Source organism: Desulfocurvus sp. DL1XJH-121 (genome assembly GCF_054819825.1).
The window spans coordinates 267653-282907 of the sequence record NZ_JBTVWW010000002.1 but is presented as its reverse complement, the minus strand read 5'-3'; the positions used below and the strand labels follow the sequence as shown (position 1 = coordinate 282907).

The following is a 15255-nucleotide window of genomic DNA, read 5'->3' as shown; positions in this document are numbered from 1 at the left end:
GTTTCCCTTTCAATTCCAGGCTGTTATCCCTACGCTTCCTGCCATGCCAGTGCCAAGCCCTCAGCTTTGCGCGCCTTATGCCGATAGGAGAGTACGGACGTTGCGCTTTACCCCGCAACGGGTTTATATGGAAGGTGAATTATCCTCACAGGAGCGAGGCTGGTGGCAGTACTGCAATGCGAAAACTGCGGGTTCAACAAGACCGTACCGGAAGCCTATCTGGACGCAAAGGTCCGTTGTCCCAAATGCAGCCACGTCAACGTCATCCAGCCCGACGCGGACGACCTGGGCCTTGAGGACGTCATCGGCGAACCCGAGCCCCGGGACCAGCCCCAAAAAACCGCGGGCGAAGGCCCGGCCACGGACCTGGAAGAGGCCCTGGCCGCAGGCGGCCCGCCCCCGCCGGACGACACGCCGGGCTTCTTCGAGGGCGGAGCGGCCAAGAACATCCTGGCCGGAGGCGTCTCCGGCCTGCTCACGTTCCTGATCTCCGTGGCCATCGCCGGGCTGATCTTCCCGGACGGCGATCTGGCCGCGCACTTCCCACACGCCGTGAGCATGGCCCTTGTCTGCGCCGTGATCATGAGCCTGGTGGTCTCGTTTCGCAGCAGCATCACATTTTCCGCCGCCGGCCCCGAGAGCCTGGCCGGGCTGTTCCTGTTCCTGATCCTGACCTCGGTGCGCCGGTCCATGGCCGGAGGCGATCCCCAGGCCGTGTACCCCACCATCATCGCCGCAGCCTGCGCGGGCGCCATGCTCACGGGCCTGTTCCTGCTGGCCGCCGGGGCCACGCGCCGGGCCGACTACACGCGCTACATCCCCATCCAGGCCATCGGCGGGCTGCTGGCGGGCATCGGCGTCATGATCGTGGCCGTGGGCATGCGCCTCACCCTGCCCGCCCAGGACAGCGCCGCCGACCTGCTGCTCCTGGCCCAGGACCCCGGCCAATACGTGAAATGGATGCCGGCCGCGGCCTTCGGGTTCTGCCTGTTCTGCGTGCTGCGCTGGGTGCGCAATTCCTATTTCATCCTGCTCCTGGTGGCGGCCAGCGTGGGCGGATTCTTCGGCTGGCTCCACCTCCAGGGCGTGAGCCTGGACGAGGCGCGGAACCTGGGCCTGGTATTCCAGCCCTACGTCCCGGACCTGTTCTGGACCAAATTCTACGACGCCTCGTTCCTCGAGCGCATCGACTGGCTGGTGATCCTCGGCCACAGCGGGCATTTCATCGCCCTGGCCGGGCTGATGGTGGCCTCGGCCATGGTCCGGGTCACGGAAATGGAGAGCATGGACTCGCGGCCCCTGAACCTGAACCGCGAGTTCACGGCCCTGGGCCTGGGCAACATCCTCAGCGCCCTGGCCGGGGGCATGCCCGGCACCATCTCCCACGACCGCAGCCTGGCGCGGCGCTCCGCCGGCGCGCGGGGCCGTTCCTCGGGCCTGATTTCGGGCCTGGTGCTGGTCCCGGGGCTGTTCTACGCCCACGAGATCCTGCCCTTCATCCCGCGCTTCTTGGCCTCGGGCATCCTGGTGGCCCTGGGCCTGGGCCTCATCTGGCGCTGGCTGCTGGAGTCCAAGGGCCGCTTCACCCAGAAGGGCGATTTCGCCGCCCTGTGGCTGGTGTTCCTGCTAACCGTATCCCTGGGGTTGCTCACCGGGCTGGCCGTGGCCGCCGGGCTGGCCGTGCTGGTCACGGCCGGGCGCTACGGGTCCGTGAGCGTGGTAAAGCACGACATGTCCGGGGCCCATTTCCACAGCAGCGTGGACCGCGGCCCCGCGCAGATCGCCCTGCTCAAGGAACACGGCGATTCCATCTACGCCATGACCTTGCAGGGATTCATCTTCCTGGGCACCACCAACGGCCTGACCAACATGATCCACCGCCGGGCCGAGGACGTGGATCGCCCGCGCCTGCGCTACGTGATCCTGGACTTCACCTTCATCAGCGGGCTTGACTCGTCCGTGGCCGTGAATTTCGTGAAGCTCAAGCAGACGGCCGTGCGCCAGGGCTACACCCTGATCTTCGCCAACGTGCCCTTTGAGATGCAATCCCAGCTCGCCCGGGCCGGATGCGTGCTGGACGACATGAAGAACGGCTCCACCATGGTCGTGTCCCTGGACTACGCCCTGGAATGGGCCGAGAACCAGCTCCTGGAAAGGGCGGGCCTGCTCCGCGACAACAAGCAGTCCCTGTCCGAGCTCCTGGCGCCCATCTTCCCGGAAAAGCGCTACATCCCGGCCCTGATGAAGATCCTCAGGCAGGTGCGCGTGAAAAAGGGCGACCCCGTGTTCAAGCAGGGCGCCCCCTCGGACAGCATGTATTTCATCGAAAGCGGCACCGTGAACGTGCAGCTGGAGCTGGAGGGCGGGCGCATGCACCGCCTGAAGAAGATGGGCCCGGGCACAGTGTTCGGGGAAATGGGCCTGTACACCTCGGCCCCGCGCACCGCGTCCATCGTGGCGGCCGAGGATTGCGTGCTGCACCGCCTGTCGGCCAAAGTCATGAGTCTGCTGCAGACCCAACGCCCGGAAATCGCCTCGGCCATCCACCGGTTCATCGTGAGTCTGCTGGCGGACCGCGTGGCCGGGGCCAACGCCACGATTCGCGATTTGATGCGTTGAGCAGGGGGGGATTTGATTTTTAGGCCCGGCCTCCGAGATGGGGGCCGGGCTTTTTTGTTTTTGGGGAGGAATAGGCTCGCTGGCGCAAGACAGCTGGTTCAAACGCTTTCGCATTTGAACCAGCTGCCAAAGGGGCCGGGGGGCGAGCCCCCCAGGCCCCTCTGGACTCCCCTGCCCCCCTTTTGGAGTGGGGGCGTTACCGGGCCAAAGATACTATTGGGCCGCTCCGAGGCGTGTCTTCCCGTGAAGGCCATGCGTGTCGGCGGGGCAGGGGCTTTGGCGGGGCTACGCGATACGCCTCCGCGTCGCCCCTATCGCCCCGATGCAAGGGGTGGGCATGTGCGTCCGACAGTCGTGCTGCTGGAAGAGAGTGGCCGCAGGGTCATGACGCCGAGGGTGCAGGTGGTCCCTGCGTAATTCCTCGGGCTACACGGTACGCCCGGGAATTCGCTTTACGGTCCCGATTTCCGGGGTGGGTATGGGTGTGCGCTGTTGAAATCGGCTGATGAGCTTGGACGTTGAGCGGATGAGGGTCAGGATCATTGGACATTGCCCGACGCTACGGTTCTTATCCATAAATTGCCGCACTACCCAGCGCCGGGTCATCAGACCTCCAAGCCCCGCCGCGATATTCACTTCATGATTATCCGGCATGGTTCGCAGCACCATTCGCGCCCCGCCCTCCGGGACTCCCCAAGCCCCGGCGCGCTGCCCGGCGTAGCGGCTGTGATGGAAATCAGCGAAGCGGAGCCGGACTCGTGCGACGGGACGGCATCACCTGTGCCGCGACACGACGGGGATGAATCATTGAGGGACCGCACCCTCGCGGCGAGCCAGCGCCCCAGGCGGGTGCGGGGGGCGCAACGGCTGTGATGGTAATCAGAAAAGCGAAGCCCCCCGTACACGCATGGGGCGCGGCCGCGTCACCTCCCTCCCCTCATTCCCGACAGACCAACGCCCTACCCGCGAGGGAACGCGGTGGGCGGGCGGGAGGGCAGAAGTGGTTTTGCACCACGACAGAAACAGTATCGCCATTATTACATGCCCTTACGAAAGCATCACGTCTCCCTTCAATTTTCCCCACCCCCACCCCTTGACGCTCCCCAGCCGAAGGGTTATTCCAAACTTACGTTTGGTCATTTTGCCAAATGTTTCAACGGAGCACCCATGCGCAGCATCTACCACAAACCCGAATACGAGGCCCGGGCAGGGATCATGAAGGCCCTGGCCCATCCCGTGCGCCTGTTCATGGTGGAGGAGCTGTCCCATGGCGAACGCTGCGTGTGCGAGTTGACGGACATGGTGGGCCTGGACGTGTCAACGGTGTCCAAGCACCTGTCGGTGCTCAAGAACGTGGGCATCGTGGCCGACGACAAGCGCGGCAAGCAGGTCTTCTACCGCCTGCGCACGCCCTGCGTTTTGAATTTCTTCCAGTGCATCACCTCGGTGCGGGAAGGGTAGATTTTTTTACGACAAACGCTTGGCTATTTCGCCAAACGTGCACAAGGAGAAACGCTGTGCAGTGGAAACGGGAATGGAAACCCCTCGGTTGGGCCGTGGGCCTCTTTCTGGTCTGTTATTACCTCCCCGTGGGCGGGGCGCGGTTCGACAACGCCGTGCTGGAGGCCTTTCACCTGGTCAAGTGGTACGCGCGCGAGCACGTGCTCCTGTGTCTGATTCCCGCCTTCTTCATCGCCGGGGCCATCGGCGTGTTCGTCAGCCAGTCCTCTGTGATGCGCTACCTGGGGCCCAAGGCGCCCAAGGCCCTGGCCTACGGCGTGGCCTCCTGCTCGGGCTGCATCCTGGCCGTGTGCTCGTGCACCATCCTGCCCCTGTTCGCTGGCATCTACCGCATGGGCGCGGGCCTTGGCCCGGCCACGGCCTTTCTCTACGCCGGGCCCGCCGTGAACGTCCTGGCCATCGTGCTCACGGCGCGCATCCTGGGGCCCGAGATGGGCATCGCCCGGGCCGTGGGCGCGGTGCTGTTCAGCGTGCTCATCGGCCTGGCCATGCATTGGCTCTACCGCAACGAGGAAAAGGGCAAGGCCATGGCCATGGCCCAGATGCCCGACGAGGCCCCGGCCCGGCCCCTGTGGCAGACGGCCCTGTATTTCGCCGCCATGGTGGGCGTTCTGGTCTTCGCCAACTGGGGCCGTCCGGATCAGCCCCAGGGCTTGTGGCAGGCCATCTACGCCTCCAAATGGCTGCTCACGTCCCTGTTCGCCGCCGGGCTGGGCGTGATGCTCGTGGCCTGGTTCGGCATGCATTGGGGCCGCGTTGCGCTGGTGGCCGCGGTCACGGCGGCGCTGGCCCTGGCCTTTCCCGGGCATCCGACCCTGGCCTTCACCGCCGCCGTGTTGGGGCTCTCGGCCTTCACCAGCACGCGCAAGGACGAGCTGGGCGAATGGTTCAGCTCCAGCTGGGGCTTCGCCAAGCAGATCCTGCCCCTGCTGCTCTTCGGCGTGCTCGTCGCCGGGGCGCTCCTGGGGCGTCCCGGGGGCGAGGGCCTGATCCCCTCGGAATGGGTGGCCCGAGCCGTGGGCGGCAACTCCCTGGGCTCCAACTTCTTCGCCTCCTTCGCCGGGGCCTTCATGTACTTCGCCACCCTCACGGAGGTCCCCATCCTGCAAGGGCTCATGGGCAACGGCATGGGCAACGGCCCGGCCCTGGCCCTGCTCCTGGCGGGCCCGGCCCTCAGCCTGCCCAACATGCTGGTCATCCGCAGCGTGCTCGGCACGGGCAAGACCGTGGCCTTCGTCTCCCTGGTGGTGGTCATGGCCACGGTCAGCGGCATGATTTTCGGCGCCACATATCCATAGAATCCAATACATCCAAAGGAGAGGACCATGAAGGAGATCAAGGTGTTGGGCACGGGCTGCGCCAAGTGCGAGAAGCTCTACGCCAACGCGGAAGAGGCCGCCAAGGGCCTGGGCATCGAATACGACCTGGCGAAGGTCACCAACATGCTCGACATCTCCACGTACGGGGTGATGATCACTCCGGCCCTGGTGGTGGACGGCGAGGTCAAGGTAGTGGGCAAGGTTCCGGACCCCGAGGCCATAGCGGAATTCCTGAAATAGCGAAGGAGGAGCCATGAGCGACGACAAGTCCTGCGCGTGCGCCTGCGGCGGCGCGCCCAAGTTGATTTTTTCCTGTTCCGGCGCCGCCGACGTGGGCGAGCTGGCCGACCGCGCGGCCCGCGGCCTGACCCGCGAGGGCAAGGGCAAGATGTTCTGCCTGGCGGGCATCGGCGGCCGGGTCTCGGGCATCGTCAAGACCACGGAGGCCGCCTCGGCCATCCTGGCCATCGACGGCTGCCCCCTGGAATGCGCCCGCAAGTCCCTGGAGGAGGCGGGGTTCACGGAGTTCATGCACCTGCGCCTGGGCGACATGGGCCTGAAAAAGGGGGATTCGCCCGTCAGCGAGGAGAACGTGGCCCGCGTGATGGCCGAGGCCGCTGGCCTGCTGGCGTAGGCAGGCCAAAGGCATAACGGAGCTTTTTGCTTGACCCTGGGCGCGCTGATGGATTAAATCGCCGTCTGCGCCTTTGGGCGCACCGGGCCCACGTAGCTCAGTAGGTAGAGCGCATCCTTGGTAAGGATGAGGTCAGCAGTTCAATTCTGCTCGTGGGCTCCACAGGATAATCAAGGCCGTCACCCCAGGGTGGCGGCCTTTTTACGTGGGCGCGGTCGGGGGCGTCAGCCCTGGCCCAGCACGTCCAGGATGGCGGCCACGCGGTGGTCGTAGGTGTGCTCGGCGCGGATGCGCCTGCGCGCGGCCAGGGCCAGAGCGCGGCGGCCTTCGGGGTCGCCCAGCCAGCGGCCCACGGCCTCGGCGATGTCCTCGGGGCCCTCGTAGCAGGCCGACTCCACCCCGGGCTCGAAGAGTTCGTCCATCTGCCTGCGCCGGTCCGTGAGCAGGAAGCCGCCCGCCGCGGGCACGTCGAAGGCCCGCTGGGTCACGGCCCCGGGCATCTGCACGCCCGAGCAGCAGAAGTTCACAGCCGCCTCCCGGTACAGGCGTTCCAGGTCCGGCGTGTAGTAGCCCAGGGGCCCGGCGGTGTCCGCGTTGGCCAGGTCCCCCAGGGCGTCCCGCCAGCCGTCGTCCCCGGCCGCCAGCGCCCGCCCCGGGGCCCGGGCCATGCGCCGCACGCAGTCCAGGCGGTACAGCCGGTTGCCTTCCCAGCAGGCCAGGTGCAGGGCTCCGCGTTGCATGGCCGTGTCCAGGGATTCCAGGACCTGGGCGAAATCCGGGCAGTCCCGCGTGAGGACATCCAGGGCCGGGCCTTGGTAGTCGGTTCGGGCCAGGGCGCATCCGGCGTCCGGGTACGTCTCCAGCACGGCTTGCGGAAAATCGAAGGCCTTGCGGGTGGCCGCGAGCTTGCCTTCCCAGGTGCTGCCCACGAAGGTCACGGGCCCGCGTCCGGGTTTGGGCAACGGGGCATCCAGGTCGAAACGCGCGGCGTCCGCGGCCAGGGGCAGGACGTGCACGTTCGCGAGGCCGGCGGGGGCCAGCTTGGCCCGGGCGTCCGGGTCGCAGCAGAAGACCGTGGGCTGGGCTCCGGGCAGGGGGCGCATGCCGTGCAGGAACAGCTCCGGGCTGTCCACGAACCAGGTGGCGAAGCGCACGCCCGTGCGCCGCAGCAGGTCGAAGAGCGCGCCGTTCTCGTCCGCGCCCAGGAAGTTCACGCTGAAGACGACGTCGGGCCTGAATTCGGCCACGCGCTCCACGAGGGCCCGCACGTACTGGTCCGGCCCACGGGCCTCGCGCTCGGGAAAGAAGGCCCGCACCTCGGCCCGGGAGCGGACGAAGGCGGCCATGAGTTCGCGCTCCAGGAAGTAGCTGAAGCGCAGGAACAGGACGCGGGGGGATGCGGGGGCCATGCCGTGTGGTACGGGAGCGCGGCCCCCGGCGTCAATGGGCCGTGCGCAGCCGCCTGAGCCGGGCGTAGCCGTCCGCCGTGTACACGGCGATGCCCGCCCAGATGAGCAGGAAGGTCATGAGATGGGCCTGGGAGAAGGGTTCGCGGTATACGAACACGCCCAGGAGGAACATGCACGTGGGGGCCATGTACTGGAACACGCCCACGGTCACCAGGGACAGCCTGCGTGCCGCGTGGGCGAAGGCCGCCAGGGGCAGGGCCGTGACCACGCCCGCGCCCACCAGCAGGGCGTCGGTGCCCGTCCCCTGGCTGCCCAGGGCGCCCTGGCCCGTCAGGCCCAGGTGCAGCAGCCAGATCGCGGCGGGCAGGCCCAGGGCCGCGGTCTCGAAAAACAGCCCGGGCAGGGATTCCACCCGCACCACCTTGCGCGCCAGCCCGTACAGGCCGAAGGACACGGCCAGGAGCAGGGCGATCCAGGGCACTTGGCCGTGGGCCAGGACCTGCACGGAGACCCCGGCGGCGGCCAGGAGGATGGCCAGGACCTGCACCCGCCCCGGGCGCTCGCCCAGGAACATGAAGCCCAGGACCACGTTCACCAGGGGGTTGATGTAGTACCCCAGGCTGGCCTCCACCACGTGCCCGGCGTTCACGGCCCAGATGTAGGTGAACCAGTTCACCGAAACCAGGGCGCTGGTCAGGCAGAGGATGCCCACGGTGCGGCGCGAGGCCAGGGCCGCGCGCAGCTCGCCGAAGCGGCGGGTCGCGGCCAGGGCCAGGGCCACGAAGGCCAGGCTCCAGACGATGCGGTGGCAGAGGATCTCCAGGGCCGGGACCTGGCCCAGGCATTTCCAGTACACGGGCAACAGCCCCCAGAGCAGGAAGGCCAGGGTCGCGGAGGCCGCGCCCCGGGTACGGGGGGACGGATCGGAGTCGGGCATGGGGGACCTCGATGAAGCGGTTGCGGCGAGGCACGAAGGTATGCCTCGGGCCGTGGATGTCAAGGACCGCGCCTGCCCGGCGCAGGGAATCCATATTCGAGAATGGATTGCAACACGCAGGGGGGGCTGATACCATCGGCCCCCTCGGGTACAACGAACCCGTGGAAAAGATTTGAAAATCCAGCGTTCCAACGACGAGCCAACCATTCGGCCCGGCGGGTTCCCCCCGGGCCAGGGGGATATCCATGCAGCACGGCATCATCACCAGGCGAGTGCTCAGGGACGAGGTGGGCGACTACCTCGTGGACGCCATCCTGTCCGGCAGCTTCCGTCCCGGGGACAAAATCGTGGAGACGCGCATCTCCAAGGAGTTGCAGGTCAGCCAGGGGGCGGTGCGCGAGGCCATCCGCGACCTCATCGCCAAGGGCTTCCTGGAGACCGAACCCTACAAGGGCACGCGCGTGCGCCGTTTCTCCCCCGAGGAGCTTGGGGACTACTACGACGTACGCATCGAGCTGGAGACCGTGGCCGTGCAATGGGCCATCCAGAAGCACGAGGGCTCTCTCCTGGACGTGGGCAAGCTGCGCCAGTTGGTGGAGAACATGACCCGCTACGCCGAGGACGGGGACACCAAGAACCTGCGCAAGCAGGACATCGGCTTCCACAAGGAGCTGGTGCGCGCCTCGGGCAACGCCTTCCTGCTGGGGGCCTGGGAAGCCCTGGGCAACTACTACTGGGCGCTGCTGGGCGGGCACTACGGGGGCGAGGGCCTGCGGCCCCGGCGCCAGGCCACCCTGCACAACGAGCTCATCGACGCCCTGGAGAGCCGCGACCTGGAGCAGGTGGCGACCGCCATCCGCGATCATTTCTCCGACATCAGGAAGCTGTTCGGCCAGTAGGCCGCCCAAAAAGCGCAATCTGCTTCGTTGCTGCGAAAAGTAAAAACCCTCGCGTATGTCCATATACGCGAGGGTTTGACAATTTTTCAGGAAGGGAAAAATTAGTCGACGTTGCGTAGCTCGTCGCCCGCAGGGCGGCTGGCCAGGGTCCGGCTGTTTAGCCCACCTGGACCTGGTTCCTGCCGTTGTTCTTGGCCTTGTAGAGCATGTCGTCGGCCAGCTTGACCAGGGCCTCGGGTTCGTGGTCCGGGTCGGGGACCATGGTTCCGGTGCCCAGGCTGATGGTCACGTGCCCGGCCACGGCGGAATCCGCGTGGGGGATGCGCAGATTCTGCACGCTGACGCGCATGTCCTCGGCCAGATGTCCGGCCCCCTCGGGCCCGGTTTCGGGCAGCACCACCACGAATTCCTCCCCTCCGTAGCGGGCCACTAGGTCCGTGGGCCGCTTGAGGCAGTCGCTCATGGCCCCGGCCACGGCCTTCAGGCATTCGTCGCCTTGGGCGTGGCCGTAGGCGTCGTTGTAGGCCTTGAAGTGGTCGATGTCGGCCATGATCAGGGACAGGGGCGTCTGGCGACGCTTGGAGCGCAGCCATTCCAGGTCATAGAACTCGTCGAAGCGGCGGCGGTTGGCGATGCCCGTGAGCCCGTCCACCGAGGACAGTTCGCTGAGGATGTCGCGCTGGCGCTTGAGCTCCACGTGGGTGCGCACGCGGGCCCTGACGATGGGCAGGCTGAAGGGCTTGGTGATGTAGTCCACGGCCCCGATCTCCAGGCCCCGGGTCTCCTCCTCCTCGTCGCGCTTGTCCGAGACCAGGATCACGGGGATGGCCGAGGTGGCCGGGTCGTCCTTGATCCTGCGGCAGGCCTCGTAGCCGTCCATGCCCGGCAGGACGACGTTCAGCAGCACGAGATCCGGGCGCTCGGAATCCTCCTGCACGTTCAGCAGGCGCAGGGCCTGCTCGCCGTCATCCACGGTGCGGACCTCGAATTCGTCTGCCAGGGCCTGGGACAGGCGGGCGATGTTGGCGGGCGAATCGTCCACTATGAGGATTCGTTTGGGCTCGTGGTTCACGCGTGGCTCCTTGGCTCTGGACAGGGTATTCTTGTCCCTATCATTGTTGCCTGTGGTTGCGCCAGGGGCGCGGCTTTCGTCTGCAGCCCGGGGTTCACGGGCAGCAGTGGGCCCCGTTCGGGGTAGCCCTTGGCCTTGGCGCGTTCACGCAGGTGGCGCAGGCGGTCGTCCATGTCCGGGTGGGTGCTGCCCAGGCGTTCCAGCCAGGAGGGCTCGCGTTGCCGCCCGAGCCTGTCGAGCACGCTCACGGCCCCCTGCACGTGCCCGTAGAGGGCGAACAGGGCGTCCTGCCCGGCCTCGTCGGCCCAGAATTCCTGGGTCCGGGTGAAGTTCAGGTCCGTGAGCTGGATCATGCCGCCCACGGCCCTGCCCGGCCCGGAGTCCGCGTCCAGCACCAGGGCGCTCATGGACATGAGCACCAGCCCCCTGCCCAGGGCGCGCAGGTGGTCCCTGTGGGCCACGTGGCCCAGCTCGTGCCCCAGGACAAAGGCCAGCTCGTTCTGCGATTGCACGGTCCGGAGCAGCCCCGAGGTCAGGAGCAGCACACCGCCGGGCAGGGCGAAGGCCCCGGGGTGGTCGTCGTCGCGCACCAGCACGCGCACCGGACCGGGAACGTCCGTGGTCCGGGCGCGTACGGCCTCGGCCAGGCCTGCCACGTTGTCCGGCGCGGGCCGGGCCGAGCGCAATATGGGATGGCCGCCCAGCATGTGCATGATTTTCTGCTCGGTGGCGAAGGAGATGCGCGAGGCCGCGTAGTCCACGGCCAGGCCCAGGCCCGCGTAGACCAGCACGGCCAGCGCGGCCAGCGCGCCGAGCATCAGGGCCAGATCCCCCAGGCGCGAGCCGGGGCTGACGTTGACGTTGGTGCGGGGCAGCCGGGGCGTGTACTGCATGCGGCCTCAGCTGTCCCTGAAGCGCACGGCCGTGCCGTAGGCCACGACTTCCACGCAGCTGATGCGCCGGCGCTTGCTGGATTTGCTGATGGAGGAGGTCTCGATGCGCACGTTCACGATGCAGTGGGCGTCGGGGGTCTGTTCCTTCATGCGCAGCACGGCCTCGCGCCGGGCGCGGTCCAGCAAGGGCTCGTAGGACTTGACCCGTCCGCCGAAGATGTTGCGCAACCAGGCCAGAAAGCGTTTGAAATAGTCCACGGAAACCACGGCGCTGCCCGCGACCAGGGCCACGACCTCGGCCCGGCCGGGGTCCACGGGCAGGGTCTTGCCCGTGGTCAGCGGCAGGCCCACGGTGGCCCGTTCGCGTTCCTCGATGCTCCTGTAGTGCCGCCGCTCCAGGATGGAACCGATGAGGCAGCACACGGCCAGGAGCAGCACCAGGAACAGCAGGTCGGACATGCTACTGCACCCGCACGGCCGTGCCGTAGGCGTAGAGTTCCGCGGCCCCGCCCGCAATGCTGGAGGTGGCGAAGCGCACGTTGACCACGGCGTTGGCCCCCAGTTGTTCGGCCTGCAGCACCATGCGTTCCAGGGCCTCCTGGCGCGACTGCTGCAGGAGTTTTGTGTAGCCTTTGAGCTCTCCACCGATGAAGTTCTTGAGCCAGGCGAGGAAGTCCACGCCCACGTTGCGCGCGCGGATGGTGTTTCCCGAGACCAGCCCGAAGTGTTCGACAATGGTCTTGCCGGGTATGCTTTCGATGTTCGTCAGGATCATGGAGACTCCTTTGAATGTCGTATGGGTCATACTGGATACCCGTTTGCGCGGCCGAAAGCAAAACAAAGTACCGTTTATCCCTTTTCCCATGGGATACGAGAAAGGGGCCTCCCTTTCGGGAGGCCCCTGGGGCACGCCCTTCGGGCGGCGGCCCTCGCCCCCGCTCCGTGCGTTGCGCACGGCCCACTCCCCGCGGGGCCGCGTCCGGCGGGTCATTTGCCCTTGGAAACGCTTTTTCCCTTCTTCTTCCCGCTCTTTTTTTTCTCAGGCTTGCCGTAATCGCGCAGCACGTCGGCCAGCTCCTTGAGCCGGGCCTGGGCCAGGGCGAACACGGACCCCCGGGTCCAGCCCGTCTTGGTGCGTCTGCCCGCCTTGGTGCCCGTGAGCAGCTCGACGCCCTCCTCGACAGTGGCCACGGCCCAGATGTGGAACCGTCCCTCCCGCACGGCCGCCACCACCTCGGGCCTGAGCATCAGGTCGCCCACGTTGGCCCGGGGGATCATGACCCCCTGGCGGCCCGTGAGGCCCGCGTGCCGACAGCACAGGAAGAACCCCTCGATTTTCTCGTTGACCCCGCCGATGGGCTGGATATCGCCCTTCTGGTTCACGGACCCGGTCACCGCGATGTCCTGGCGCAGGGGCAGCCCCGAGAGGCTGGAGAGCAGGGCGTAGAGTTCCGTGGACGAGGCCGAGTCGCCGTCCACCCCGCCGTAGGACTGCTCGAAGGCGATGGAAGCTGCCAGGGTCATGGGCACGTCCTGGGCGAAATGCGCGCGCAGATAGCCCGAGAGGATGAGCATGCCCTTGTTGTGCGTGGGCCCGGACATCTCGGCTTCGCGCTCGATGTTGATGATGCCCTCCTTGCCCAGGCTGGTCACGGCGGTGATGCGCGAGGGGCGGCCGAAGGCGTAGTCGCCCAGGGAAAACACGGCCAGGCCGTTGACCTGGCCCACGGCCGCCCCGTCCGTGTCCACGAACAGGGTGCCCCGGTCGATCATCTCCTGCAGGCGTTCCTCCAGCTGGTTGGAGCGGTAGATCTTGGACTCCAGGGCTTGGTGCACGTGGTCCGGGCCCACGGTCCCGGCCTCCTGGGACCGGGCGTAGTAGTCGGCCTCGGCCAGGAGGTCCGCCAGAGCCGGAAAGGCCGTGGACAGCTTTTCGCGGCGGCCCGCCAGGCGCACGGCGTGCTCGGCCACGGCGGCCACGGCCTCGGCCGTGAAGGGCTTGAGCTTTTCCTTGTCCGCCTCGGCCTTCACGAACTTGGCCATCTGGGACAGGGCCTCGTCCGTCAGATCCATGAAGCTCTCGTAGTCCGCGCGGACCTTGAATATCTTGGCCGTGTCCTGGTCGTAGTGCCGCAGCAGGTGGTAGAGGCGCGGGTCGGCCATGACCACCACCTTCACGTCCATGTCGATGGACTCGGGCTTGAGGCTCGCGCCGGTCAGGAAATAATAGGGGTCGTAGGTCTCGATCTCGATTTTCTCGGTCTTCAAGGACCGCTTGAGCGTGGGCCAGACCCCGGGCTCCATGATGGCGTCCAGGAGGTTCAGCACCAGGTAGCCGCCGTTGGCCTTGACGAAGCTCCCGGCCTTGATGCGCGAGAAGTCCGTGTGCCAGCCGCCCGTGCGGTCGCCCACGCGGTCGATGGACCCGAAGAGGTTGCGGTAGGAGGGGTAGGACTCGAAGATCACCGGCGGCGAGCCGCACCCGGAATTGTCCACCACCAGGTTCACCTGGTAGGGGCGCGTGAGCGCCTCGGCGTTGGGGGCCATGGGCAGGAAGGGCAGGCCCTGGGGCGCCTGGGGCGCCTGGCCGCCGAGCATGCGCACGTCGTCAAGGTTCTCGCTCATGTGCTCCAGGACCGAGTCCAGGAAGGCGCGCACCTTCTTGCCGCCGAAGGCCTTTTTCACCGGGGCCATGAACTCCTCGGCCAGGGACAGGAACATCAGCTTGTCCACTTCGTCGTGCTTCTTGGCCACGTCCTTGTGCAGGTCCTTGACCTGTTCCACGATGGCGTCCAGCTGTTCCTTGAGCTCCAGGCGCTTGTCCCGCAGCCGCTCGTATTCCTCCTGCGGGAAGCGGCCCTTGTCCACCAGTTCCTCCAGGTCCACCATGCGCTTGGGCTCGCCGTCCACCAGGGGCACCAGGTCCGGGCGCTGGATGTTGCCCATCTGCATGCGCACCACCACCAGCCCCGTGTCCTGCACCTTCTCCTCGATGGACTTGTAGAATTCGCGCACCCGGCGTTCGTGGGTCTCGGCGATGTCGTTCTTGCGGGCGATGTATTCCTCGCTTTCGAAGAGCTGGGGGATCTCGCGGCGCACGCTGTCCAGGAATTCCGTCATGGCCTTCTTGAACTTCCTGCCCTGGCCCGCGGGAAAGCGCAGCAGGATGGGCTGCTCCGGGCGGGGGAAGTTGTTCACGTAGGCCATGTCGTCCGGGGCCTTGTCCTTGTGGGAGAGGTCCTTGAGGAGTTTCTTCACCGTGGCCAGGCGGCCGCTGCCGGGCTGGCCCGTGACGAAGATGTTGTAGCCCTTCTTGTTCATGCCCATGCCAAAGCGGAAGGCCTCCACCCCGCGCTTCTGCCCGATGATGCCCTCCATGGGGGCCAGGTCGTCGGTGGTCGCGAAGCCCAGGGACGCGGGATCGATGCCCACGCGCAACTGGTCCGGGGACAGTTCGAGGGGGTGCTTGGTGCGGGCCATGAATCCTCCCTGGCTATGTCCGACCGGGGCCGGTTTCGCTGTGGGTGTTGTTCGGGCCGTTCGCCGCCGGGCAGAGGGGGATGTGGATTTCGATCACGCCGTTTTCATAGCCGGACGTGGCCGCGTCGGCCTTCACCCGGCAGGGCAGGTAGAGCTCCCGGCGCACGGAGCGGCAGACCTGCGCGCCGTCCGGGGTGCGCTCGCAGCTGTGCCCGGTGATGAGCAGACGGCGGCCGATGACGGATACGGAGAAATCCTCGGGGGACAGGTTGGGGACCAGGGCCCGGACCACAATTTCCGTGTCCGTGCGCGAGAGGCGCAGGCCGGAGGCGTCCAGGGGGCAGGCCGGAGGCAGGCCGAAATCCGCGCACAGGGCTTCGAACAGCCTGTCCATGTCCTGCTTCATGCGGGTCAGCTGCTCCTCTCCCCAGAGCTTCAAGCCGGGCATGCTCGGACCTCCTTGCGTAACCCC

15 protein-coding genes and 1 tRNA gene are annotated in these 15255 nt (G+C 67.0%); 7 read left to right on the top strand and 9 right to left on the bottom strand.

Features of this window, described 5'->3' with window-relative positions:
• Positions 1–162: 162 nt before the first annotated feature.
• Entirely contained in the window at positions 163–2619 is a 2457-nt protein-coding gene (locus ACYYG1_RS02760; RefSeq protein ID WP_461208739.1) for a SulP family inorganic anion transporter, read from the top strand.
• A 426-nt stretch (positions 2620–3045) separates the two neighbouring features.
• Here the strand turns inward: ACYYG1_RS02760 and ACYYG1_RS02755 are convergent, their stop codons facing one another.
• Positions 3046–3288, bottom strand: a complete 243-nt coding sequence (locus tag ACYYG1_RS02755; protein ID WP_461208738.1) for a hypothetical protein — start codon at positions 3286–3288, stop codon at positions 3046–3048.
• 498 nt (positions 3289–3786) lie between these two features.
• Here ACYYG1_RS02755 and ACYYG1_RS02750 point away from each other — a divergent pair, with 498 nt between their 5' ends.
• The 5 genes from ACYYG1_RS02750 (at position 3787) to ACYYG1_RS02730 (ending at position 6255) form a co-directional block, all read left to right on the top strand.
• On the top strand, positions 3787–4080 hold the full coding sequence (locus tag ACYYG1_RS02750) for an ArsR/SmtB family transcription factor (RefSeq protein WP_461208737.1): 294 nt from the start codon (positions 3787–3789) through the stop codon (positions 4078–4080).
• Between the two features lie 56 nt (positions 4081–4136).
• Positions 4137–5438, top strand: coding sequence for a permease (locus tag ACYYG1_RS02745; protein WP_461208736.1), 1302 nt, complete (start codon positions 4137–4139; stop codon positions 5436–5438).
• Between the two features lie 27 nt (positions 5439–5465).
• Positions 5466–5699 (top strand): thioredoxin family protein, encoded by a 234-nt coding sequence (locus tag ACYYG1_RS02740; protein ID WP_461208735.1) that lies wholly within the window; start codon positions 5466–5468, stop codon positions 5697–5699.
• A gap of 13 nt (positions 5700–5712) precedes the next feature.
• On the top strand, positions 5713–6093 hold the full coding sequence (locus tag ACYYG1_RS02735; RefSeq protein WP_461208734.1) for a putative zinc-binding protein: 381 nt from the start codon (positions 5713–5715) through the stop codon (positions 6091–6093).
• Between the two features lie 86 nt (positions 6094–6179).
• Positions 6180–6255 (top strand) — tRNA-Thr (locus ACYYG1_RS02730).
• Between the two features lie 62 nt (positions 6256–6317).
• On the opposite strand, the gene ACYYG1_RS02725 is transcribed toward ACYYG1_RS02730, so the two are convergent.
• Together ACYYG1_RS02725 and rarD are read right to left on the bottom strand one after the other, a co-directional pair.
• Positions 6318–7502, bottom strand: coding sequence for a glycosyltransferase family protein (locus tag ACYYG1_RS02725; RefSeq protein ID WP_461208733.1), 1185 nt, complete (start codon positions 7500–7502; stop codon positions 6318–6320).
• Between the two features lie 31 nt (positions 7503–7533).
• Positions 7534–8439: an EamA family transporter RarD gene (gene rarD / locus ACYYG1_RS02720; RefSeq protein ID WP_461208732.1), complete on the bottom strand. Its 906-nt coding sequence runs from the start codon at positions 8437–8439 to the stop codon at positions 7534–7536.
• A gap of 245 nt (positions 8440–8684) precedes the next feature.
• Between rarD and ACYYG1_RS02715 the strand changes: the two genes are divergently transcribed.
• On the top strand, positions 8685–9338 hold the full coding sequence (locus ACYYG1_RS02715; RefSeq protein ID WP_461208731.1) for a GntR family transcriptional regulator: 654 nt from the start codon (positions 8685–8687) through the stop codon (positions 9336–9338).
• A gap of 157 nt (positions 9339–9495) precedes the next feature.
• On the opposite strand, the gene ACYYG1_RS02710 is transcribed toward ACYYG1_RS02715, so the two are convergent.
• From ACYYG1_RS02710 to ACYYG1_RS02685, 6 genes are all read right to left on the bottom strand, one after another.
• Complete coding sequence (locus ACYYG1_RS02710; RefSeq protein WP_461208730.1) at positions 9496–10410, bottom strand: diguanylate cyclase domain-containing protein; 915 nt, start codon at positions 10408–10410, stop codon at positions 9496–9498.
• Positions 10407–11303, bottom strand: a complete 897-nt coding sequence (locus tag ACYYG1_RS02705; RefSeq protein ID WP_461208729.1) for a M48 family metallopeptidase — start codon at positions 11301–11303, stop codon at positions 10407–10409. Before ACYYG1_RS02705 ends, ACYYG1_RS02710 begins: the two co-directional genes overlap by 4 nt.
• A 6-nt stretch (positions 11304–11309) precedes the next feature.
• A complete protein-coding gene (locus tag ACYYG1_RS02700; RefSeq protein WP_461208728.1) occupies positions 11310–11762 on the bottom strand; it encodes a YbjQ family protein in 453 nt (150 codons plus the stop codon).
• 1 nt (position 11763) lies between these two features.
• Positions 11764–12078: a YbjQ family protein gene (locus tag ACYYG1_RS02695; RefSeq protein WP_461208727.1), complete on the bottom strand. Its 315-nt coding sequence runs from the start codon at positions 12076–12078 to the stop codon at positions 11764–11766.
• A gap of 212 nt (positions 12079–12290) precedes the next feature.
• The gene (locus ACYYG1_RS02690) at positions 12291–14783 is read right to left on the bottom strand and encodes a Lon protease family protein (protein WP_461208726.1); all 2493 of its coding nucleotides are present in this window, start codon (positions 14781–14783) and stop codon (positions 12291–12293) included.
• A gap of 13 nt (positions 14784–14796) precedes the next feature.
• A complete protein-coding gene (locus ACYYG1_RS02685) occupies positions 14797–15231 on the bottom strand; it encodes an Hsp20/alpha crystallin family protein (RefSeq protein ID WP_461208725.1) in 435 nt (144 codons plus the stop codon).
• Between the last annotated feature and the right edge of the window lie 24 nt (positions 15232–15255).

Excerpts from the sequence above, each read along its gene's own strand:
- ACYYG1_RS02755 (WP_461208738.1), bottom strand. The coding sequence starts at position 3,288 with ATGGTGCTGCGAACCATGCCGGATAATCATGAAGTGAATATCGCGGCG.
- ACYYG1_RS02750 (WP_461208737.1), top strand. The coding sequence starts at position 3,787 with ATGCGCAGCATCTACCACAAACCCGAATACGAGGCCCGGGCAGGGATC.
- ACYYG1_RS02740 (WP_461208735.1), top strand. The coding sequence starts at position 5,466 with ATGAAGGAGATCAAGGTGTTGGGCACGGGCTGCGCCAAGTGCGAGAAG.
- ACYYG1_RS02735 (WP_461208734.1), top strand. The coding sequence starts at position 5,713 with ATGAGCGACGACAAGTCCTGCGCGTGCGCCTGCGGCGGCGCGCCCAAG.
- ACYYG1_RS02725 (WP_461208733.1), bottom strand. The coding sequence starts at position 7,502 with ATGGCCCCCGCATCCCCCCGCGTCCTGTTCCTGCGCTTCAGCTACTTC.
- rarD (WP_461208732.1), bottom strand. The coding sequence starts at position 8,439 with ATGCCCGACTCCGATCCGTCCCCCCGTACCCGGGGCGCGGCCTCCGCG.
- ACYYG1_RS02715 (WP_461208731.1), top strand. The coding sequence starts at position 8,685 with ATGCAGCACGGCATCATCACCAGGCGAGTGCTCAGGGACGAGGTGGGC.
- ACYYG1_RS02705 (WP_461208729.1), bottom strand. The coding sequence starts at position 11,303 with ATGCAGTACACGCCCCGGCTGCCCCGCACCAACGTCAACGTCAGCCCC.
- ACYYG1_RS02700 (WP_461208728.1), bottom strand. The coding sequence starts at position 11,762 with ATGTCCGACCTGCTGTTCCTGGTGCTGCTCCTGGCCGTGTGCTGCCTC.
- ACYYG1_RS02695 (WP_461208727.1), bottom strand. The coding sequence starts at position 12,078 with ATGATCCTGACGAACATCGAAAGCATACCCGGCAAGACCATTGTCGAA.
- ACYYG1_RS02690 (WP_461208726.1), bottom strand. The coding sequence starts at position 14,783 with ATGGCCCGCACCAAGCACCCCCTCGAACTGTCCCCGGACCAGTTGCGC.
- ACYYG1_RS02685 (WP_461208725.1), bottom strand. The coding sequence starts at position 15,231 with ATGCCCGGCTTGAAGCTCTGGGGAGAGGAGCAGCTGACCCGCATGAAG.